Below are 19,772 nucleotides of genomic sequence, written 5' to 3' on the forward strand. Positions count from 1 at the left end.
TTCCTGGACGCCTTCTTCCCTAAATTTTGAGGCAAGGAGGCCCCGATGGGCAAAGCGAACTTCACCGAGGACTTCAAGCGCGACGCGGTCCTTCAGATCACCGAGCGGGGCTATCCGATTGCGGAGGTGGCGGCGCGGCTGGGGATCAGCAAGTACTCGCTCTACGAGTGGAGGAAACGGTACGGCAAGCCTGCCGCCGTGGCCCACGATGACGATCAGGCTGCCGAGGTCCGCCAGCTTAGGTTACCATGAGCATTGATTGACATTCCAGCACCGGCGGGTGTGGCGTCTACCCCACTTCTCCATGGCGATTGATCCACCGCGACGGACGCCCCCTCGGATAGCCCCAAGACGCGCCTCTACGGGCCTCGTCCACCCGCCGCCGCAACACAGCCTGCCCAAGCAGAAGGGCGCGTATGGTCGCCCTAGCGTCCCCTGCGCACGTCTCCAGCGCCTCGTCTATGGCCTCCTCGGGGACGGTGAAGGCGTCGCCCTCGGTGGATGATTCGGGTGCCTCAGGCGGGGCGGAAGGCTGGACGTGGGCGTTCACAGGCATGGGCGGCTCTCCTCGTCCATCATCGAAACATGAGAACGAAGAGGGAACAAGCGAGAACCCCGAGCCTTCCCCTGCTACGCTGCCGAGGACGCAGCGAGGGACCGGGAGCCATGTGCGGACGCTACAGTCAGCAATATACGTGGGCAGAGGTGCACGCCTTCAGCCAGCCGCTCACGCTCACGGGTCCCGCCTCGAACCTCCAGCCGCATTACAACATCGCCCCTACCGAAATGGCCGGGGTGCTGGTTCCCCAAGCGGACGGCTCCCTGCGCTATGAGCGGATGCGCTGGCAACTCGTGCCGCGCTGGTGGAAGAAAAGCCTCAAGGAGGTTCCCGCCACGTTCAACGCGCGAGCCGAGGAGGTAGCGGACAAGCCGATGTTCCGCGATGCCTTCCGCTCCCGCCGCTGCATCATCCCGGCGTCAGGTTTCTTTGAATGGAGCGGGCCGAAAGGGGATAGACAGCCTTGGTACATCACCGCCGCATCGGGCGAGTTGCTCGGCTTCGCGGGCCTCTATGACCGGTGGAGGAACCCCGAGACGGGCGAGGAGGTGCCGAGTTGCACCATCATCGTCACCACGGCGAACAGCTTCATGGGGCAGATACACGACCGTATGCCGGTCATCCTCGACAGGGCGGACTGGCAGGCGTGGATTGAGGAGCCGCGCGAGGATTTGCTGAGGCCAGCCCCGGAGGGACCGTTGCGGCGCTGGAGGGTGACGCAGGCGATGAACAGCAGCCGCTACAAGGAGGCGGATGCGATTGAGCCGGTGGAGCCGGAAGGTGGATCGGCCAGTGCCAAGCGGGGGACCATAGCAACTTGCCAGGGTGATTAGCAGCCCATTCGCTAGCGCCACACTGAGCTTCTTCAGGATCGGAGCCGCGCGGCTGAGTCGTCCTGCCACACCCCCCGCATCCATTTGGGGTTCAATGCGGGGGTCCATTTGGGGTCCACCCCCAAAATTACGTCAGAGATTATTGAGTGATTTCAAAAACTTGCACATCGGCAAGCAGACTGGCGCGCCCTAGGGGAGTCGAACCCCTCTCTCCACCGTGAAAGGGTGGCGTCCTAACCGATAGACGAAGGGCGCGCAGGCCGGGTTCTTATAGGCAAGCCGGCGGCGGTGCACAAGCGGTCCCTGCGCCCGTCATCCACAGGCTTGCGACGTCGCGTCCCTCATCCCGGCACCTATCCGCTTGCGGCGGAATGCGAGTGTCATCCCGGCAAGATGTAGCAACGGGTGCGGCGACCCACGCTGGCCGGCCGCGAGACAAGCCCGGCCGCACTCGTGATCTCCTGCTGCGGCGATGCGTGTTCGCGCGGGCAAGCGTCCCTCTTCGCAGTCCGGCATCCATACCGTGGCGAGACGACGCCGCGGTGAAGGGGTCCGGCAGGATCGAACACGGAAATGGCGCCCGACATAAACGGGCGCCTCGCGAGCCGTCCACCTGCCCGCCTGCCCGCCTGCCCGCCTGCCGCACCAGCCCGCGCTGGTGCGGCCCGACACTGTCCCCTTGCCCGGCGGGCACCCTGCCCGGCCCCGATCCGGGGCTATCGCTCCGGCGACCTCACCATTTGCCGGTGTTCGGCATGGAGGACCAAGGCTCCTGCGGGGGGCGGGCGCCGCCCTTCTGGAGCAGTTCGATCGAGATATTGTCCGGCGAGCGGACGAAGGCCATGTAGCCGTCGCGCGGCGGGCGGTTGATGGTCACGCCGCCGTCCTGCAGCTTCTGGCAGGTGGCATAGATATCGTCGACCTCATAGGCGAGATGGCCGAAATTGCGGCCTTCGCCATAGGGTTCCGGATCCCAGTTATAGGTGAGCTCCAGCTCGGCGACGCCCTTCTGGCCCGGCGCGGCGAGGAAGACCAGCGTGTAGCGCCCCTGCGGCACCTCCTTGCGCCGCACCTCCTCGAGGCCCAGCTTGTTGACGTAGAAATCCAGCGAAGCATCGATGTCGGTGACGCGAACCATGGTGTGAAGGTACTTCATGGGTCCTCTTGGAGCGGTCTTCTTGGGGGCTTGTCGCGGCGCCGACGGCGCCGGTGACGATAGTGGCTGAAGATATGACGATGGACGATGACATCAAGGCAGCATGCACCGAACTCGGCGCAATCCTCGCCGGCATGCGGCGCGGCGTCGCCTTCACCGGAGCCGGCCTGTCGACCGAAAGCGGCATTCCCGATTTCCGCTCGCCGGGCGGGCTGTGGACGCGCAACAAGCCCATCGACTATGGCGCCTTCCTGTCGGACCGGGCGATGCGCCGCGAGGCCTGGCGTCGCCGCTTCGCCATGGAGGAGGCTTTCGCCGGCGCGGCGCCCGGGCGCGGCCACCGCCGGCTGGCACAATGGCTGGCGGGTGGTCAGCTGGCCGGCATCGTCACGCAGAACATAGACGGCCTGCACCAGGCCTCGGGTGTGCCGGACGAGCGTCTGGTGGAACTGCACGGCAACACGACCTATGCCACCTGCCTCGACTGCGGCGAACGCTATGAGCTCGACTGGGTGCGCCAGCGCTTCGAGGCGCACGCGCTCGCGGTGCCCGACTGCCTCGACTGCGGCGGCCCCATAAAGACCGCCACCATCTCCTTCGGCCAGCCCATGCCGAGGACGGCCATGGTGCGCGCGCACGAGCTGACGCGCGCCTGCGACGTGTTCCTCGCCATCGGCTCCTCGCTGGTGGTCTGGCCCGCCGCGGGCTTTCCCGTCGAGGCCAAGCGGCACGGCGCCACGCTGGTGATCATCAACCGCGAGCCGACCGAGTTCGACGAAATCGCCGATCTCGTGATCCACGCCGATATCGGCGACGTGCTCGACGCGGCCGCCGAAACGAAATGAGCGCGCGTGCGGATGACGCGCCATGCAGGGCACCGCGAGGCCGCCGTGCCCGCCCGCTTTCCCCACCTGATGCCGGGAAGCCACTTGACGCAACTGCCGTGCGCGAACCGAATCAATTTGGGTGTTTTCGTGGCGTCTTCGGGTGCTATGCTTTGCGAGAGTAGAATCATGAAACGCTGGCAGGACGGGCGCTGGCAGCATGGGCGCCGGCTGGATAGCGGTGCCCGGCGTTCGCGGGGGTGAGTGGCCGATGGTGTCGGACGGTACGGTGCCACGACATGGCGCAGGCGAGCGTCGTTCGCTTGAAGACGAGGCGGATGCCACCGGCACAGGCGAGGGTCCGCTCGTCCAGATCGCCGGCACCATCAAATGGTTCGACCTTTCCAAGGGCTATGGTTTCGTCGTGCCGGATAATGGCGGCGGCGACGTTCTGCTGCATGTCACCTGCCTGCGGCGTGGCGGCTTTACCACGGCGCAGGAGGGCGCGCGGGTGGTGTGCGAGGTGGTCGCCCGTGACCGCGGCTTCCAGGCGCTGCGCGTGATTTCGATGGACGCCTCCACTGCCCTGCATCACAGCCAGCTGCCGCAGGCGCGCACCCATGTCACGGTGCAGCCGGTCGGCGGCTTTGAACGGGCCTGGGTCAAGTGGTTCAACCGCCTGCGCGGCTTCGGCTTCCTGTCGCGCGGCGAGGGCACCGAGGACATTTTCGTCCATATGGAGACGCTCCGGCGCCACGGCCTCACTGAGCTGCGCCCCGGCCAGATGGTACTGGTGCGCTTCGGGCCCGGACCCAAGGGGCTGATGGCGGCCGAGGTGCGGCCCGACGGGGCCTCGACGCCCTCCTCGCACTAGCGCATAATTCGGTCGGCTCAAGCGTGCCGGCCATCGCCACCGGGCTTGAGCCCTCGCGGCCAGTGCTTTGTCCAGCCGGGTGAGCCCGCGCGAGGCAAGGCGGCATTGGGCTCCATAGCATCAAGGGAAGGCGCCCGGCGCCCGGTTCCATATGAGTTTTTCTGCTTCTCCGGCCGCGCCTTACCCGGCGGCCCTTGCCTCGCCCCTGCCCGCCTCAATCCATGTGCCACCTGCTGCCCGGCCATCATCGCCGGCGTGGTTCATGGGCATGCTGGCACTCATTTTCGCGCTGATTCTCCTCGTCCATCCGGCCATGAGCGCGGTGTTCGAGCCGCTGACGATCCAGACCAAAAAGGGCCCGGTGGCCTTCACCGTCGAGATGGCGACCACCCCGGCGGAGCGCGCCAAGGGGCTGATGTACCGCACGGAACTGGCGCCGAATGCCGGCATGCTGTTCGATTTCGGCGTCGAGCAGCCGATCTACATGTGGATGAAGAACACCTATATCCCGCTCGACATGGTGTTCATCCGCGCCGATGGGCGGATCGCCAGCATTGCCGAGAACACCACGCCGCTCTCGACGCAGACCATCGAATCCGGCGGTTCGGTCAAGGCGGTGCTGGAACTGGCCGGCGGCACGGCCAAGGCGCGGGGCCTCGCGGTCGGCGACCAGGTCGTCCACCCCCTCTTCGCGCCGAAGTAACGTGGCCCTGTAACCGCAGTCTGTTGACCGCCGCGCGTCAGCCGCGGCTTGACGCGGCACGCGGCGGATGCGATGCCGCAGGACACGTGCTTTGGCACATGTTCGGGTTTCGGGGCATAGCGCAGTCCGGTAGCGCGGGAGTTTTGGGAACTTCAGGTCGCAGGTTCGAATCCTGCTGCCCCGACCACCCACCTTGATGGCCGAGCCGACGAGTTGCGCGCCCCCAGCCCGGCCCGGCCGACCGCCGGAAGCCCCTCTTTGGCAAGCCGGATCCCCTGTGAGCATTGGACGAGCCGCCGCGTTGCGCGCGCCCGACGCCCGATGGGCGCGATGCCCGCTTGCCAGAACGCGACCCTCGTCTTAAGCAATCTTCAGGTAGCCGTCTGGGGCGCCGCCGGATCGCGTGTAAGGGTTTTCAGAGGCTCGCGGCGCGCCGAGCCTCGGCCATCCGCAAGGCGAGGCAGCCCGTGCGCCGGGCAAGGGAGCGAGTTGAATGGTTGCACGCATCTACAAGCCGACCCGCAACGCCATGCAGTCCGGCACGGCCAAGACCAAGCTCTGGGTGCTCGACTACGAGCCCGAGGCGCCGCGTCAGGTCGAGCCTCTGATGGGCTATACCAGTTCGTCGGACATGAAGAGCCAGCTTCGCCTGCGCTTCGAGACCAAGGAAGAAGCGATCGCCTATGCCGAGCGGCATGGGATTGCCTACCAGGTGCAGGAGCCGAAGGAGCCGGTGCGCCGCCGCATCGCCTATTCCGACAATTTCAGCTTCCGCCGCCAGGGGCAATGGACCCACTGAGCCACCCCGAGGGCGCCTGCTCCCTCGCAACGACGTGCCGCCTGCCGCGCGGCGCGTTTCAGGCCGCGTAGCTCAGCTGGATAGAGCAGCCGCCTTCTAAGCGGCAGGTCGCTGGTTCGAGCCCAGCCGCGGTCGCCAGTTTTATCGCGTGGCATCAGTCACTTAAGATGATGCCCTGATGCTATCTATTGAGAACAGAAGAAGCACATTTTGGCCGCTGTGGCGGCGTTCGTGACAATAAGTCCCGAGATAGTCCCGAGCAGGACGCGCCGCATGTGCAACCTCTACAGCCACCATTCGAACATCCAGGCGATCACCGATTTGGTCGGCACGCTGCGCAACGGCGCCGGCAACCTCGCCCCGCAATCGGGCATCTATCCCGACTATCCCGCCCCCATTGTGCGGACGGGAACGGATGGCGAGCGGGAGATCGTCATGGCGCGCTGGGGCATGCCGTCGCCGGCCTTCGCGCTTGAGGGCAAGAAGACCGACAAGGGCGTCACCAATATCCGCAACACCTCCTCGCCGCACTGGCGGCGCTGGCTCGGCATCGAGCACCGGTGTCTTGTGCCCTTCACGAGCTTTTCCGAGCCGCCGGCGGGGGCAAAAGGGCCGGAGACGTGGAAGTGGTTTGCGCTCTCGGCCGAAGAGCCCCTCGCCTTCTTCGCTGGGCTCTGGACGGCCTGGACCAGCGTCCGGAAGCTCAAGGAAGGCCCGGTGACGGCGGATCTCTACGGCTTCCTAACCACCGAGCCAAACGCCGTCGTCGGCGCCGTGCATGGAAAGGCCATGCCGGTGATTCTCACCACGGCCGAGGAGCGCGAGGCCTGGCTGCGGGCGCCGTGGAGCGAGGCCAAGGCGCTGCAGCGGCCTCTGTCCGATGATGCCGTGGCGGTAGTCGAAAGGCCGATCGACGCGACAGGTTAACTTGCCTTGCCGCCCTTGACGACGACAAAGGCGCGCATGGGCTCATCGGGCGGACGGCGTGGCGGCCAGTCCAGCAGGCGCGCGCGGCAGCCCCGCCGATAGGGGTGCGTTTCCCGCCGGTGGTAGCAATCGGATGATAGCTGCTTGATCAGCTCATCGAGGTCGATCTCGGGACCGTAGCACGCCGCCAGCCGCGCGAGCTTGTATACGCCATATCGTTCGCAGCGCTCGCAATGCACGCGCACGGTGACATAAGGAAAATCCGACAGCCTCGAGCCTGCGTCGGACACCGCCCGCCCCTATGCCGCCCGTGGTGCCGGCCGGGCGCGGATGAATCCACGCGACGCCGCGCGAATAGCGGTCGAGCGCAGCCGGGCCATCTCGTCCTGCAGCTTGACGTTGGACATGATCAGCACCCGAATTGCCTCGCGCGCGTCGTCACCACACAGCTCCAGCATGATGTCGATATCCGCGTCACTGGCGACAAACGGTACAGGTTCAGCAGATGGCTGCGCACTCGTCATGGGCATCTCCTCGCGTGGCTGGCCGGATTGATTCCATGAGAACAAACTGAGAACAAGCGGAATGTGCAGATTGCTCCGAGCTGCCGGTGTCCGGCCTACGGCGGGGACATCAGACTCGGCCAAAGAATGTGGACGGCGAGCAGACGAACCGCTTTGCCCCGTCGCGGAACCTCGACGGCCTTTCAGCGACGTCCGCTTTGCGCCGCCATCTCGGCCATTGATCTGGTAACCGCCGCTGCGCAAAAGGGACATTAGCAAGGTGGGGCACGTCAGCACCTTTGCGCCACAACCAGAAGTTCGCCGTGACGACAATGACTGGCCGGTTCGGAGCTGGCAATTTTGCACCGAACGGCTTTTCTAAATTAGGAGCCTCACAGCGCCTCAGGCTTATGGCGCCACCCCGCCTTTTTTCAGTAGCGCTGCCCCGATGCGGAAGAGGTCGGGCATGTCGTAGCGCCCATCTGATCGGCTTGTAAGAACGCCCATCTTGGTCAGGCGGTTGGCTAGGTCTGGCTCTCGATCCAGAAGGCCGGGATTCTGAGATGAACCGGTTAATACTGGAGGGAGGGCATTCTCTTTGCGCGCAATTTTCACGGCAGCTTCTACGGTGGCGTTCTCCGTCCAGGCGTCAAAGAAGACCTGTGGCGCTGCCGGCACTCGTAGACCCGCGAGGGGCTGTAGAACCCGCTTGATCCAGGGGTATTCGGTGTTGAGCTGCTCGATGCGGACTTTAGACGCTTCCCGGAGTCCTTCCCGGATCGTTTGAGGCAGGAGGACAAGGGCGCCCGCATCTCGGGATTGGGACCGCTCCGCTGCGTTCTGCATCAGGATGAGAAAGCTGCGTGGCGTTACATCTCCGAGGCCATCTGCCAGATGGTTATACGGCCAGTCGAAGGTTTTTCCCTTTCGCGGTCCTGCACCCATGAAGTTGCCTGCCATGGCCTCGAAAAGCCGTTCTTGCTGGGTCTCATTATTCGACAGCCTCCATGTCCGAAGCTCCTCTTGTTTTCCCGGCGGCTTGCCCAAGCCAAGGGATACGAGGAAATGATCGAAGGCCTCTCCCGCCTCTTCGTCAAAAGCCAATCTTGCAAACATCAGCCCATAGAGATCCGTCTGCGTCCACCTTAGCTTGGCCGCTCCACTGCGCAGCTTCGGCAGTTCCACAAATCGTAGCCTGAGCTCGCTCAACTGGTCCGGTCGCATGAAGAGCTTGGCCCGGATCGCATCAAATCCCCGCAACTCCCAAACCGAGCGCATCAGCGCGTCAATGAGGCCGTTAAGCCGTCCCCAATCCTCCGAGATTGCATCGAGTGCGTCAAAGACGATCAGGAGAGACTCGCCCCGGTTGCTCAGGTCGTCATCGACCTCCGTCATGGCATCGACCCAATCCTGGGGATCCGCGAAACGTTTAAGCATGTCTGTGGGGGCGTGTCTTTGATCAGGCTCGGTCACTTTGAGGGCCGCGCCTGCGATGACGGCGTGCCAGAAGCGGTCTGCAGTGGCCCTCTCCTGCCCATGGGGTACCAGTTCGTCGATGACAGCCTTTGACGCGCCTGCGCGGCCCACGCCGCCAAATCCGATCTGGACCCGGAGCTTGTCGAGCCCCAGGCGCGGGTAGAGATCGGCGGCGAGCTTCCGGGTGTCCTCGTTATAGAGCACGCTCGCCCAGAAGCTCTTGCCGGCCCCGCGCGCGCCGAGAACAAGCGTGGTCGCAGGGTCGAGCGCGTTGCTATGGGCTGTGGGCGCAAAAATGTCCCGCAGTTTGGCCTTGTCGGCTCCGACAATTGTCGTCGACGCGCTGGGGTCAAACCGAGCGATGGCCTCGCGGACCGCCGAGATGTCCTCCAGTGTGCAGGACAGGGATTTCTGGCTAACGCTCATTTGGCTAAATCCATCTGCTCGTCGAGCCAATCCAATAGCTCTCCGAAGGTCGACCGCACGAGCCGCTCATCGAGCTGCACGCGGTTCGCAACTGGATTAAAGCTGCGGTAGCGGTCATCATTGAGGATGCGCAGCACGGGCACCGGTTCCTTGGGCAGGGGGGCTGGAGCATCATTGTCCGCCCAGACCAACTCGAGATCGTCCGGCCCCAGCCTTTCGGGCTTTGTAAGCGGACCTTCCTTAATGTTCCAAAGTGCGTTGAAACGCTCCTTGGCGACCTCCGCGTCCCCGGGATCTGCTTTGGCTTGCACGAACCAGGCTTTCTCCTCCCAATCTGCACCGTCAGGGATGCGATCTCGGATGTGAGCCAATAGGAAGGCATAGCCCTGGAAGGTCTGCGGCTCATTGATGCCAAAAAGGAGCACTTTCGCGCCAAGCCCAAGGACCGGGGTCGCCGTCGTTTCGTGCAGGCCCGCGCGCCCGTCGATCAACACAACGTCGTAGTCACCAGTAGCCTCAAAGTTCTCAATCATTTCTAGCAGTTGAACGCGAACTGGTATTTTAACACCATCGCGCATATCTTCGAGGCTTGCCCGGGCAATTTTGGCGAGCGCATCGGCGGGATGTGCCAGGGTTTGGCTACCAAAGGCGGGCACGACCGAAATTCCATCCAGAAGGGAAGACCTGCCAATGCAATCGGCGCGGAACGTGCCATCGGTTCCGGAAAGCCCGTTTTCGACGAGCCAATCCACGACGCCATAGGTGGGTAGTTCCTCTGGCTTCAAGAGTGTCGCGCCGAGCCCCGGAGCCTCTAGATCGAGATCCACAGTGAGAACCCGCAAACCGGCCTGAGCCAGATGCGTTGCCGCGATAGAAAGCGCTGTGGAGCGGCCCACACCGCCCTTGATGCTGACAAACGCAATTCGAGGGATCGCGCCTGGCTCGATCACTGGAGGCGCCATCCAATCCACACCGACAATCCGGCGGTCGAGTAGCCGGAGGTTCACGCCGTCAATTTTCAGAACAGGTGCGGTTTGAGCTTCCTCGACGATCCGTGAGGCGCCGGCCGCGTCGCGTCCGCGAATGGCGGCTTCGGGGCGGGCATATGGGCCAAGGCTTTCAGCGACCGCACTATTCAAATGGTCGAGATCTGCTGTGGGGATTTCCAGAATGACCCCAAGGCGGCCTTCAAAGTCCCGGATCACGATGGGATCTGCGGCAGCCAAATCTCCAGAATATGCAGCTTTGAGACTGGCGATTAGCTGCGGGATGCTGTCGTCGAAACGAATGGGGCGCCTCATGGCAAGGCCGCCCGGGCTTCGTCCGCATGGCCGCGCCATCTTTCCAGAGTTGCCGCATCGGGACGTGTGCCGTCGCTATAGCGGACGGTGATAGCCCAGCCCTCCATGTAATGCTGATCGGTAAACCGAACGAGCGGCGCGGCCCCGCGCCCAGCAATCTCGTCGCGAAGTTTCGACTTGAGGCCTGGGAAGTGGGCGTAGACGGGTCCGTCTTTACTGTCGGTGGTCCAGGAAAGTTCGCGGAACAAGGCCTTGATAGCGCACTCGGCCGCAATTCCATAAAGATAACCTGCGGTCGTTCGGTCGGGCGGCACTGTGTTCATGAGGCGTTCGGCAGCGGCCCAATTTCGATGGGCGGCCTTGGTCATGTTTGGAGTGAATTGGCTCATGGATCGTTGCTAGTCCCTGGCGCGCCACTTGCCAAGCTTCGGGCTGCGGGCGCGTTAGTTTAGACCTCCCAGCGTTGGATGCCAGCCGCAGTGAACAACCCTTACCGCCTATCTACGGAGCTATACCCAAGCGCGGCGAGCGGCCGACTTAGGGTTGCAGGATTGGGTCGCACATGGCCGAAATGAGGGCGCAAGCGGTCGTTGCTGAAAGGGCAGTTGAGGGACAGCTATGGGTCAGTTCCGGCCTTGGGCATTCACCGGCGATATGTCCGCTTCTCGTTTGAAGTCCCCAATAGCGGACAGTCTGCCACCGGCCCCAAACTGGCCATTCGTCGTCGCTGCGGCGAACTTCCGCCGATGGCGTGAGCACATCCGTCCCGGCCGGCTCACATTTCCGTCCGGCACGGACAGCACCGCTATCCGCGCGATCCGCGCTCATTCCTCTTAATCCGCCGCGCCTCCCAGCACGCCGCGATGAGCGTCGCGGCCCATCGCTCCACATCCTCGATCTGGCCGTGCACGCGATGATGGCGCTCGGTCACGATCAACATGCCGAGCTTGGCGTCATAGACGGCGCGTGCGCTTGGATCACTGGGCAACAGATAGCTCCCCGGGAACCGATCAGGCCGCGCCGCGGCGAGCGGCGGAAATGCCGCCGGCTCGCCGCCAGCCTTGTCATGGTCGCAGGACATGCACGCGCACCCCTGCCCATGCGACGATCAACATCGCCCCCACCAGCACGGTGATGACTGTGTAGCCGATCTTGGAGGCGATGCCGTCCATGGCCAGTCGCCAGCGCCGCAGAGCACGGAAATCCTCGCGCGCCTGATCGACCTCATCGGCGCTGGCAGCGCGAAGGCCGATCGCGTGTAGCTCTTCGCGGAACACATCCCGCACCACGATGCGGAAATCATCCTTCAGTTCTTCGATCACGTCGCGGCGGATCGATTCGATGATCGCAGCGGGCACCTCGTCCGTCACGGGCGCCACCCGCAGATCGCGCGGCCGACCGCGTTATTGGCCTTCGCCTGACGGATCGTCTCGTCAGTGTCGGCATCCGACCACAGCACCGGCCGGAAGCTGTCGCACACCGCCTTACCCGTCACGCCGCTTCCATCCGTCGTCGTCGCGCAGCCGGCCAGACACAGCGTCACGATCAGAATGGGCGCGCGCATCAGTGCCCCTTTTGCGGATGTCGTCGGCATGGGCTTGCTCCTGTTCCCGGGCGCGCTGGAGGGCGCCGGCCGAACCCGTGTTGCGGCCGGCGAGATAGGCAAGGCCGCCCGTCGCGAGGACGGCGAGGCCGGTGCGGATTGGCTTGGGCAGGGCGAACCACCAGGGCAGCCAGATCTGCCACGTCGCGGCGAGCAGGCCGGCGCCCGCGAGCGCCCACAGCCACCAGGGGATGAGATCGAGGAGCCAGTTCATGCCGCCTCCGCCAGGCCGCTGATGTCGGCGACGGCGTCACCGCTCAGGATGGCGCTCGCCGCTTTGTTGCGGCGAGAGGCCCAGATGCCATAGGCGACGCCGCCGACAGCCACGACAATGCCGGTTGCCACCAGCCCGGCGAAGATCGTGTCGACCACGCCGCCGCCGCCGACCATCGGCTGCAGCGTATCCTTGGCCTGATCGATGACGACGGCCACGCCGCCGCCGCCCGCCACAGCGCCGGCCGAGCCACCGATCGGCGCCGGGGGAGTCGCGATATCCGCGATGCGTGCCGGCGCCGCGCCGGCTGCCGTATAGGTCGGCTTGGGGCCGACGCTGCCGCGCGCCAGCGCCTGCCCATGCGCCAGCACGTCCTTCAGCCGGCTCGACCAGCCCTTGCCGAAGGTGGACCAGGTCTTGAGGCCCCGCAGCATGGCCAACCGGCGGGCGATGATGTCGGCGATCAGCGCGTCGTGGTCGGGATGCGCTTCGAGCGCGCCCAGCGTGGCAGCCCCGATGGAGCCATCCGCCGCGACGCCCAGCGCGCGCTGCAGCCATTTGACCGACTGCACCGGCCCGCTATGCACCCCGCCGTCGAAAACGACATAGTCGATGCCGGCGGGCAGATCGTCGCCGCGGACCTTGTCCCAGTACTGCATGTCATAGATCGCCGCGACCTCGGCCGGGGTGATCTCGCGCACGCTCCGCGCGGGCTGACCCTTGCGGGTGCGCCAGCCGTCATACACGCGCTGGGTGACGCCGCGATTGGTGGCCCCGCCCGGATCGGCGGGGTGATTGGCATATCCGCCCTCATGCACGAGCACGCGCTTGAGCGCCCCGTCATAGCTCGACGCGGTCATGATGGTCTCCAGATTGTGGGAGGTGTCAGGTCAGGCGGGCACGAGCGCGCGGCCGCGCTCGGTCACGCGCCACAGCGCGCTCCAGCCTCGGCCGGATGTGGATGTCGCGACGCGCTCGATCGCGCCAGCGGCGGCAAGGCGGCGGACAGGCGCCGACACGGACACCGCCGATGTCCGGATCATGCCGTCATCGGCGATCGACCATCGCAGGAGATCGATATCCTCAAGCATCAGGTCTGGCACCGCGGCCTCCATCATGCCGCCATCCCCCAGGCCATGCCGCGCATCGCGCTGTCGACCAGCGCCGCGAAGCCGGTCATGGCCGGTGCGGCGAGGTGGACGCCGTCGACCATGAGCGCCGAGGGCGGCACGTTGCCGTTGGCGACGGCGGTCACATCCGTGGTGCCGTTGGACAGCGAGAGCAGATAGGGCATGCACGGCAGCACCTTGCCGGGATAGGCCGCGAGGAGCGCGGCCGTGAGCGCGGTGACGGCCGTCTGCGCCGACGCCGACTGCCCTTCGCGCTTGGCGGTGGGGATGATCAGGTAGTTCGTGTGGCCCAGCGCCGCGATGATCGCCTGATGGCGGGCGACATCATTGGCGGTCGTCGCGTCGAAGCTGTTATTGTCGCCGTCCCACCACAGCGTCGGCAAGGCCTTCGCGAAGGCCGGCGCCGCCAGCATGCGCGTCTTGATCTGCTCCAGCGTAGAGCCGCCGACCGCCGTCACATAGGGCGTCCAGCCGAGCAGCGCGAGCGAGCGCCCGAAGCCGATTTCGGGGTTGCCCGCGCCGCCGCCAAAGCTGTCGCCGTCCACCCAGCAATCCCAGGCCGGGAGGCTATCCGCCTTGATGCGAGCCGTATCGGTAACGGCATCGGCGTAGATGGTGAACCGGCGGAACGGCGAGGCGAAATTCGCGCCGGTCCGATCGCCGCCGATGACGAGATTGGTGACCGCCGGCGCCCCGGGCCAGTTGGTGGAAAGCTGGGCGTCCTGCCCATTATAGGCGCCTCGCATGGTGGCGCCATAGGAGGCCGCGACCCGCAGGATCGGCCCGCCGATCGGGCCGAAACCCGCCGGCAGGTACGATGTCGTGCCCGCGGTGACCCCCGCCACGCCCAGCAGCCCGGACGTATTGCGCGTGGCGGTGAACCGGTTGTTATCGTTGGAATAAAACTCATAGGGACAGCGGGAACCGCTGGCCCAGGCATCCCCCGACTGGATAAACTCGGCGACCACGTAGACCGAATTATCCGTCCACGGGATGCGGATGACCCGGCTCGCGCCGGTGCCGGAAAGCACCGTGCCGCCGACAAAGCTAATGAAATCGGCGATCGTGGCGAACTTGATGCCAAACCAGCTCGCCCGGTCATTGATGAAATCGATGTCGAGCACCGCCCCGGCGGGCGTGTCCCACGCGGCATGGCTCACGCCGTAGCGGATGGCCTTGGCCAGGGGCTGGCGGCCGAAATAGCCCTGCGCGTCATGGCCGATGACATGGCCGAGCAGGCGCTTCGTCGCGGTTTCGATTTCGCCGGCCATCAGGAGACCTTTCCGTTGAGGCGCAGGATTGGGCCCGGCTCGACCCGGCCGAGCGGCGTGACGCGCCGGCCATCGGCGAGGAGCGCGGTGAGAAACAGGTGCCCCACCGGCGGCCAGACCAGCGTGCCGCCGGCGGGGGTGAGGGCCGGGCCGGCGCCAATGCCGATCGCGCTCATGGCCGCCTCACCACAGCACGACGATGCCGGCCGCCGTCGTGCCGGTCGCCCAGATGCGAGTGACGCGCAACGACAGGCGGCCGACGGCATTGGGGATGGTGATTGTCTGCCCGCCCCGCGTGGTCACCTTGAGATCGCCCTGCGTGCCCACCCAGATCTCGCGCGGGACGTAGGCAAGATCGGTCGCGTCATTCGGCACGACAGCCGCCGCGTTGTCGGCCGGGCCGGTGTAATCGATATTGGCAAGCGGGAATGGATCGACGATCGGCATTGGGTGCCCCCCAAATGAAAAAACCGCCCGGAGGCGGCGCGGATGGCGCAAGGAATGGCGTGGTGGATCGGCTTTACGGCGCCTTTTGCGGTGACGGCGATCGGTGTCGCGCTGGTGCTGGCGCACGCGCGGCGGCAGGCCAGATCGTCGGCGTCAGCCGATTGCGGGCCAGATGACGGCGGCGGCAGCTTGCGCGGCCTCGGGCGTGGCGGCGGCGTCGACGGCCTTTTTGCCACCCAGCCGCACGGCTTCGATGGCCGCGCCGATGGCGAGCCATTGCTGATAGGCGGCCAGCACGACGGCGCCGACATCGGCGAGGGTGCCGGCGGTGATACCGATCTCGGCCGAAAGCAGCGGGTAATCCGATGGCGCGGGTGAGGCATCATCCGCCAGCCGGCGCGCCTCCTCGGCCTTGGCCTGATAGGTCATGGCCTGCCCGGCCCCGGCGGTGATGTACTTCACCCGCTCGGCTTCGGCCTCCGCATCAATGTAGGATTTGAGGCTGCTTTTCAGCGCGATGAGGTCGACCTCGGGGGGGGCGGGCGGCGGCGACCACACGCCATCGGCATAGCTCCACCCGACATCGGCCTCGCTCGCCGGCGCCCATATGAGAGACGGATGGAACATCGTCTCGATATCGCCGTCGGACTCGAAGGTCTCAACGGCGAGCCCGGCCTTAATGCGAAGGTATTTCATATCACCACTCCAAAGCGAGGCAGCCGTCTGCGCCGGCGAAACCATTTTCAGCGGTGCTCTGCGATGATCCGCCCGCGCTGCCGCCACCACCGGGGCCGGACGGCGCCCACGCCTGCTGGCGGGCATATTGCGTCGACGGCGCCCACCCTATGCAGGCGCCGCCCGTCCCGCCCACGAAGCGTATGAGGGAGCCGGTGTATTCAGTCAGCGCTGCCGAACCGAGGCCGCCCGTGAAATTGATCCGCCCGCCGGTACAGGAGCCGGGCGTGCCGAGATATGTCGAGTAGCCGGACGCGATACCGCCGCCGCCACCGCCGCCTGTCGCCGAAATGAACGACCCGAACGACGTGGTACCGCCATTGCCGCCATTACCGGCCGATGTTCCGCCTACGCCGCCCGCGCCGATCACGACCGGATAACTGGTGCCGGGCACCACGGTATAGACGCCCTCGCCCGATCCACCGCCACAGCCGCCCGAGGCACCGCCCGAGGAGCCGCAGGCCCCGCCGCCGCCGCCAGCGCCGGCCGGACGCGCCTTCACGCGCGTCACGCCGAGCGGGGGGACCCAACTGTATATGCCGGCCACCGTCCACACGGCCGAGTTGGCCAACACACCGGCCGATGCCGGCATGGCGACCAGCTGCCAAGCGGTGCCGGTATCGATCAGATCGAGTATCTGCCCCGCCGACCAGTCGCCCGACTGGATCGCCCCGCCGCCGGGCCGCTGGATCGCCCCGGCCACTCCATCCACCGTCAGCGTGGTCGCGCCCGTCGCCGCGGTGGAAACTAGCAGCCGCAAACCCATGCCGGCCGAATGCGCCAGCAGCGGCACGCTGAGAGACGCGGTCAGCGCCGTCGCGGTGCCTCCGGCAGCGGCGTAATTGAGCCGGCCCGAGCGGACGGCCCGCGTCACCTGCGACAGGTCATCGGCCGTCGGCGTAATCCCCGCCGCGCGAATCAGGTTGTCCTGCTCGCGCTGCGGGTGCTCGATCGCCTTGGCCGGCGGCACCGAGCCGCGCGTGGCGCCCGGCGTGTTGCGGTCGACATAGGGCGCATCCGGGTCCAGCGACCCGAAAGGTGCCTGATATTTCATGGCGATGTCCTGAAGGTGGGGACGCGGAGCGCGTCAGAGGATGCCGGACAGGCGCGCGGAAGAGCCGCCGTCGAGGAGCGCGCGGGGGAAGAAGCGCTCGCCGCCGCTGTCGAGGCCGGTCAGCCAGTCATGGGCGAAGGGCGGGAGCTCCTCGTCGATCTCGTAAACCGGCTGCGTCCAGCCGGGGTACAGGCCGCGAAACAGGCATTGCAGCCGATCGAGGCCGGAGGTGGCGAAAAGCGGATCGAAACCGCACTCGCTCTCGCCGACCACGAAATAATCGACCGCGATGTTGCTCACATGCACGATCCAGTAGGCTTCCTCGCGCGCATCGCCGAGCGTGTGCTCGCCGCCGCACTCCGAAAAACCGCACTCGAACAGCGCGGGCTCCTCGATCGCGATCTCGAACCCGCGATCATGGGCGAGGCGCACGAAATCCAGCGGGGTGATGACGCCCGTGCCGCGCACGCGCGCCTGCACCGCCTGCCGCCGCCCGGCCGTCGACTGGTCCACCGAGGTGCAGGCATCCGGCAAGCCGTGGTCAGCCTCCCATTCTGGCAGGCTGTCGCCCATGGTGCCGGCGGTGCTTTCCACCACCAGCCGCCAGGCGCGGGCATAAAGATCGACGAAGGGTGCCAGCACCGCGCGCGTGAAGCGGGCAAGCCCGGTGTCGTCACCCGCCGCCATGCCGTCCGGCGTGCCCCAGGCCGCGCCGACCGGCCAGCAGGCGAGGCCGGCGGAAAGCAGGCCCTCGACCGAGGGATCGGAGAGCGCGTCGCCCGGCATGGGCGGGGGTACATCGCCCCCGGCGGTGACCGGCGCGTAATAAGTCCAGGTGTTGAGACCGGGATCACGCATGGACTACCTCACGCATGGCGCACCTCACGCATAGGTCACAGTCCCGCGCACGGGGTAGCTGGCGGTAAAGGTGAGGTCGCCGGCCGGCGCCGCCAGCGTGTGACTGTCCTCGCCGGCGACCGCCGAAATCGTCTCGCCGATCCAGGAGCGCGAGAGCGTGAAGGGCTTGGCCACCACGCCCGGCCTGCAGCGCGCGAGGAACATGGCATCCAGCGCCGTCTCGATCGCGGCGCGGATTTCCGGGGTGTCGACGGTGAGATTGTCGATGGTGATGTCGACCGGATCCGGCGTGGGCGCCGACGCCACATCATCATCCACGCGGATGAGCCGCTTGGCGTCGATATAGGCCTGCACCACCGCGACATCCGCCTCGGTGGGGATGAGGTTCGGGCGACCCCTGAAGAGGAAAAACACCACGATCGAGCCGACCCCGCCGGAAAAGGCGAAGGCCCAGGCCTTGACCACGCCCGGCACCTCGAGCGCGAAGCGCTCGTAATCGGCGAGCGATCCGCCCTGCGGCGGCTGGCCCTTTCGCGCGAGGATGCGGGCGCGAAAATCTTCGATACCTTCGATATCCGCCCCGCCCCCGAGCCCGTCGGAAGAGACATCGACCGTGTCGGACAGCGTAGGGTAAAGCGCGGCATCGGCCAGCGCGAGCGCCGCGCCGCCATCGCGATTGGTTGCCGCGCCGGTCGTCTCCGCCTTCACAGCGGCGGCAAAGCTGCCATCGCCCGAAGCGGTGAAGGCCGCCGTGGTGAGATAGGTGGTGCCGCCCGAGAGGTAGCGCACGCCGGCGGGATAGGTTGCGCCGGGCTGGCCGATGCCGGCAATCGACCCCGTCGCCGCCGCCGCACCCTTGAGATAGACCCGCACATCCGCGCCATGCAGCCGCAGGATGGAGATTTCCGTGCAGGTGCGCACGAACAGCTGGTCGAACAGGTATTTGAGCCGCAGCTCATAGGCCCGGCCGAACTGCGCCAGCACCCGCGCGGTGACGGCCACGAAATTCTGTTTGATCCAGGCATCCGCGCCGGTGAGGTACTGGCGGAAAAAGCCGCGCGCGCGGGCGCCGAGTTCGTCGGGCGAGCGGACATCAAGCGGCATTGATCTGGTCCCACAACACGGCGAAGCGCCGGTGATAGATGTGCTGCCCGTCGCGCCCGTACAGCGCGACATCCAGCTCCAGCCGGTTGTTTTCCGGCAGGCGGGTCGCGGTCACGTCGGCCCGCACCGCCACCTGCTGGTTGAGCAGCGTCTGCAGCGCGGCGCGGGCATGGTCCTGCGCCTCGATCTCGATTCCCTCGGTCAGCGCCCGGCGCCGCAGCAGCCAGAGCTTGGAGCCGAGCGGCACGTCGCCGGGCTGCTGGTCGATGGCATCGCCCGGCCAGCCCCGGTTGCTCTCGCCCTCCGGCAGCTCGTAATCCTCGACCCGGCAATCGGTCATCAGGCACATGAGCACGGCGGTCTCGATCGCCGCGCCGGACACCAGGTCGCCCGTGGCGGGATCGACCGCGATGTCGCCGGTCGTGCCGTTCCACAGGAGATCGGGCAGGATCACCGGCTCGGATCCGGTGTCGAGCGGGACGATGCGCATCATTCCATCCAGACTTTGGTGGCCGGGTTGGTCACATCGGCAAAGCCGCCGGTGTCGACGGTGCCCTGCGCCGAGGCCGGGCGGCTGGCGCCCGGGCCGCCGAGCTTGATCTCGCCCTCGAGGATGATCTCCGGGGCGACGAGGTGGATCCTGCTCGCGTGGACGATCCGCAATTCCGTCATCACCAGCGAGACGATGTTGCCGAGATGGTCGTAGATCGCCGTCCCGCCCTGCGGCAGCACCGGGACGAGGCCGGGATTGGCCCCGCCCAGCGCATAAAGGCTGTCGCGATTGCCGCGCGCGCCGATCACCGTGGCAATGCCGCCCGCCACCGGGTGCGACGTGAAGCCATGCGGCTCCACCCGGTGCACCCGAGGAAACGCCTCGCCGGCATAGCCCTTGCCAGCGAGAAACTGTTGCCCCGCGCGATGCTGCACGGCGCCATCGAGTCGCATGCGCGTGACATTGGCATCCGATGTCATCGG

The 19,772-nt window shown here is 66.3% G+C and carries 27 protein-coding genes, 3 tRNA genes and 1 pseudogene; 9 read left to right on the plus strand and 22 right to left on the minus strand.

Going from position 1 to position 19,772, the window contains the following annotated elements; all coding sequences use genetic code 11:
- Positions 1-45: 45 nt before the first annotated feature.
- Both FHS55_RS10350 and FHS55_RS10355 read left to right on the plus strand, forming a co-directional pair.
- Positions 46-243 (plus strand): annotated as a pseudogene (locus FHS55_RS10350) (transposase); the annotation flags it as partial.
- Positions 244-666: 423 nt separating this feature from the next.
- Positions 667-1,392, plus strand: coding sequence for an SOS response-associated peptidase (locus tag FHS55_RS10355; RefSeq protein WP_183189634.1), 726 nt, complete (start codon positions 667-669; stop codon positions 1,390-1,392).
- A 180-nt stretch (positions 1,393-1,572) separates the two neighbouring features.
- On the opposite strand, the gene FHS55_RS10360 is transcribed toward FHS55_RS10355, so the two are convergent.
- Positions 1,573-1,647, minus strand: a tRNA-Glu gene (locus FHS55_RS10360).
- 478 nt (positions 1,648-2,125) lie between these two features.
- Positions 2,126-2,548: a VOC family protein gene (locus FHS55_RS10365; protein ID WP_183189635.1), complete on the minus strand. Its 423-nt coding sequence runs from the start codon at positions 2,546-2,548 to the stop codon at positions 2,126-2,128.
- Positions 2,549-2,622: 74 nt separating this feature from the next.
- On the opposite strand from FHS55_RS10365, the gene FHS55_RS10370 reads away from it, so the two are divergent.
- From FHS55_RS10370 to FHS55_RS10400, 7 genes are all read left to right on the plus strand, one after another.
- Positions 2,623-3,393, plus strand: coding sequence for an SIR2 family NAD-dependent protein deacylase (locus tag FHS55_RS10370; RefSeq protein WP_183189636.1), 771 nt, complete (start codon positions 2,623-2,625; stop codon positions 3,391-3,393).
- 250 nt (positions 3,394-3,643) lie between these two features.
- Positions 3,644-4,246, plus strand: a complete 603-nt coding sequence (locus FHS55_RS10375; RefSeq protein WP_183189637.1) for a cold-shock protein — start codon at positions 3,644-3,646, stop codon at positions 4,244-4,246.
- A 268-nt stretch (positions 4,247-4,514) separates the two neighbouring features.
- The gene (locus FHS55_RS10380; protein WP_343056112.1) at positions 4,515-4,949 is read left to right on the plus strand and encodes a DUF192 domain-containing protein; all 435 of its coding nucleotides are present in this window, start codon (positions 4,515-4,517) and stop codon (positions 4,947-4,949) included.
- A gap of 110 nt (positions 4,950-5,059) precedes the next feature.
- Positions 5,060-5,136 (plus strand) — tRNA-Pro (locus FHS55_RS10385).
- A 306-nt stretch (positions 5,137-5,442) separates the two neighbouring features.
- Positions 5,443-5,748, plus strand: a complete 306-nt coding sequence (locus FHS55_RS10390) for an ETC complex I subunit (protein WP_183189639.1) — start codon at positions 5,443-5,445, stop codon at positions 5,746-5,748.
- Between the two features lie 61 nt (positions 5,749-5,809).
- Positions 5,810-5,886: transfer RNA gene (locus FHS55_RS10395), tRNA-Arg, on the plus strand.
- A 135-nt stretch (positions 5,887-6,021) separates the two neighbouring features.
- Positions 6,022-6,675, plus strand: a complete 654-nt coding sequence (locus tag FHS55_RS10400) for an SOS response-associated peptidase (RefSeq protein WP_183189640.1) — start codon at positions 6,022-6,024, stop codon at positions 6,673-6,675.
- Here the strand turns inward: FHS55_RS10400 and FHS55_RS10405 are convergent.
- The 20 genes from FHS55_RS10405 to FHS55_RS10495 form a co-directional block, all read right to left on the minus strand.
- The gene (locus FHS55_RS10405) at positions 6,672-6,965 is read right to left on the minus strand and encodes a hypothetical protein (RefSeq protein ID WP_183189641.1); all 294 of its coding nucleotides are present in this window, start codon (positions 6,963-6,965) and stop codon (positions 6,672-6,674) included. The two genes, FHS55_RS10400 and FHS55_RS10405, sit on opposite strands and share 4 nt — an antisense overlap.
- A 9-nt stretch (positions 6,966-6,974) precedes the next feature.
- Positions 6,975-7,199, minus strand: a complete 225-nt coding sequence (locus FHS55_RS10410) for a hypothetical protein (RefSeq protein ID WP_183189642.1) — start codon at positions 7,197-7,199, stop codon at positions 6,975-6,977.
- Between the two features lie 387 nt (positions 7,200-7,586).
- Complete coding sequence (locus FHS55_RS10415) at positions 7,587-9,080, minus strand: hypothetical protein (protein ID WP_183189643.1); 1,494 nt, start codon at positions 9,078-9,080, stop codon at positions 7,587-7,589.
- The gene (locus FHS55_RS10420) at positions 9,077-10,381 is read right to left on the minus strand and encodes a KGGVGR-motif variant AAA ATPase (protein ID WP_183189644.1); all 1,305 of its coding nucleotides are present in this window, start codon (positions 10,379-10,381) and stop codon (positions 9,077-9,079) included. The genes FHS55_RS10415 and FHS55_RS10420 overlap by 4 nt, the downstream gene beginning before the upstream one ends.
- On the minus strand, positions 10,378-10,770 hold the full coding sequence (locus FHS55_RS10425) for a hypothetical protein (protein WP_183189645.1): 393 nt from the start codon (positions 10,768-10,770) through the stop codon (positions 10,378-10,380). The genes FHS55_RS10420 and FHS55_RS10425 overlap by 4 nt, the downstream gene beginning before the upstream one ends.
- 416 nt (positions 10,771-11,186) lie before the next feature.
- Positions 11,187-11,462: a hypothetical protein gene (locus FHS55_RS10430; RefSeq protein WP_183189646.1), complete on the minus strand. Its 276-nt coding sequence runs from the start codon at positions 11,460-11,462 to the stop codon at positions 11,187-11,189.
- Positions 11,446-11,751 (minus strand): hypothetical protein, encoded by a 306-nt coding sequence (locus tag FHS55_RS10435; RefSeq protein WP_183189647.1) that lies wholly within the window; start codon positions 11,749-11,751, stop codon positions 11,446-11,448. The genes FHS55_RS10430 and FHS55_RS10435 overlap by 17 nt, the downstream gene beginning before the upstream one ends.
- Positions 11,748-11,876 (minus strand): hypothetical protein, encoded by a 129-nt coding sequence (locus tag FHS55_RS23715; protein ID WP_281379581.1) that lies wholly within the window; start codon positions 11,874-11,876, stop codon positions 11,748-11,750. Before FHS55_RS23715 ends, FHS55_RS10435 begins: the two co-directional genes overlap by 4 nt.
- Positions 11,866-12,198, minus strand: a complete 333-nt coding sequence (locus FHS55_RS10440; RefSeq protein ID WP_183189648.1) for a hypothetical protein — start codon at positions 12,196-12,198, stop codon at positions 11,866-11,868. The genes FHS55_RS23715 and FHS55_RS10440 overlap by 11 nt, the downstream gene beginning before the upstream one ends.
- A complete protein-coding gene (locus tag FHS55_RS10445) occupies positions 12,195-13,058 on the minus strand; it encodes a glycoside hydrolase family 108 protein (protein WP_183189649.1) in 864 nt (287 codons plus the stop codon). The genes FHS55_RS10440 and FHS55_RS10445 overlap by 4 nt, the downstream gene beginning before the upstream one ends.
- Before the next feature lie 30 nt (positions 13,059-13,088).
- Positions 13,089-13,316 carry a hypothetical protein gene (locus FHS55_RS10450; protein ID WP_183189650.1) on the minus strand — a complete coding sequence of 76 codons (228 nt, stop codon included), beginning with the start codon at positions 13,314-13,316 and terminating at the stop codon, positions 13,089-13,091.
- A complete protein-coding gene (locus FHS55_RS10455; protein WP_183189651.1) occupies positions 13,313-14,599 on the minus strand; it encodes a hypothetical protein in 1,287 nt (428 codons plus the stop codon). Before FHS55_RS10455 ends, FHS55_RS10450 begins: the two co-directional genes overlap by 4 nt.
- Positions 14,599-14,775 (minus strand): hypothetical protein, encoded by a 177-nt coding sequence (locus tag FHS55_RS10460; protein WP_183189652.1) that lies wholly within the window; start codon positions 14,773-14,775, stop codon positions 14,599-14,601. The genes FHS55_RS10455 and FHS55_RS10460 overlap by 1 nt, the downstream gene beginning before the upstream one ends.
- 7 nt (positions 14,776-14,782) lie before the next feature.
- Positions 14,783-15,046 (minus strand): spike base protein, RCAP_Rcc01079 family, encoded by a 264-nt coding sequence (locus FHS55_RS10465; RefSeq protein WP_183189653.1) that lies wholly within the window; start codon positions 15,044-15,046, stop codon positions 14,783-14,785.
- A gap of 153 nt (positions 15,047-15,199) precedes the next feature.
- Complete coding sequence (locus FHS55_RS10470; protein ID WP_183189654.1) at positions 15,200-15,742, minus strand: hypothetical protein; 543 nt, start codon at positions 15,740-15,742, stop codon at positions 15,200-15,202.
- A 1-nt stretch (position 15,743) separates the two neighbouring features.
- Positions 15,744-16,835 (minus strand): glycine-rich domain-containing protein, encoded by a 1,092-nt coding sequence (locus FHS55_RS10475; RefSeq protein WP_183189655.1) that lies wholly within the window; start codon positions 16,833-16,835, stop codon positions 15,744-15,746.
- A 33-nt stretch (positions 16,836-16,868) separates the two neighbouring features.
- A complete protein-coding gene (locus FHS55_RS10480) occupies positions 16,869-17,693 on the minus strand; it encodes a putative phage tail protein (protein WP_183189656.1) in 825 nt (274 codons plus the stop codon).
- A 24-nt stretch (positions 17,694-17,717) separates the two neighbouring features.
- Positions 17,718-18,797 carry a baseplate J/gp47 family protein gene (locus FHS55_RS10485; protein WP_183189658.1) on the minus strand — a complete coding sequence of 360 codons (1,080 nt, stop codon included), beginning with the start codon at positions 18,795-18,797 and terminating at the stop codon, positions 17,718-17,720.
- The gene (locus FHS55_RS10490; RefSeq protein WP_246340020.1) at positions 18,787-19,290 is read right to left on the minus strand and encodes a phage GP46 family protein; all 504 of its coding nucleotides are present in this window, start codon (positions 19,288-19,290) and stop codon (positions 18,787-18,789) included. Before FHS55_RS10490 ends, FHS55_RS10485 begins: the two co-directional genes overlap by 11 nt.
- Positions 19,287-19,769 (minus strand): phage baseplate assembly protein domain-containing protein, encoded by a 483-nt coding sequence (locus FHS55_RS10495; RefSeq protein WP_183189659.1) that lies wholly within the window; start codon positions 19,767-19,769, stop codon positions 19,287-19,289. Before FHS55_RS10495 ends, FHS55_RS10490 begins: the two co-directional genes overlap by 4 nt.
- Positions 19,770-19,772 lie beyond the last annotated feature (3 nt).

Source organism: Ancylobacter tetraedralis, assembly GCF_014195655.1.
In the GTDB taxonomy this organism is placed as follows: domain Bacteria; phylum Pseudomonadota; class Alphaproteobacteria; order Rhizobiales; family Xanthobacteraceae; genus Ancylobacter; species Ancylobacter tetraedralis.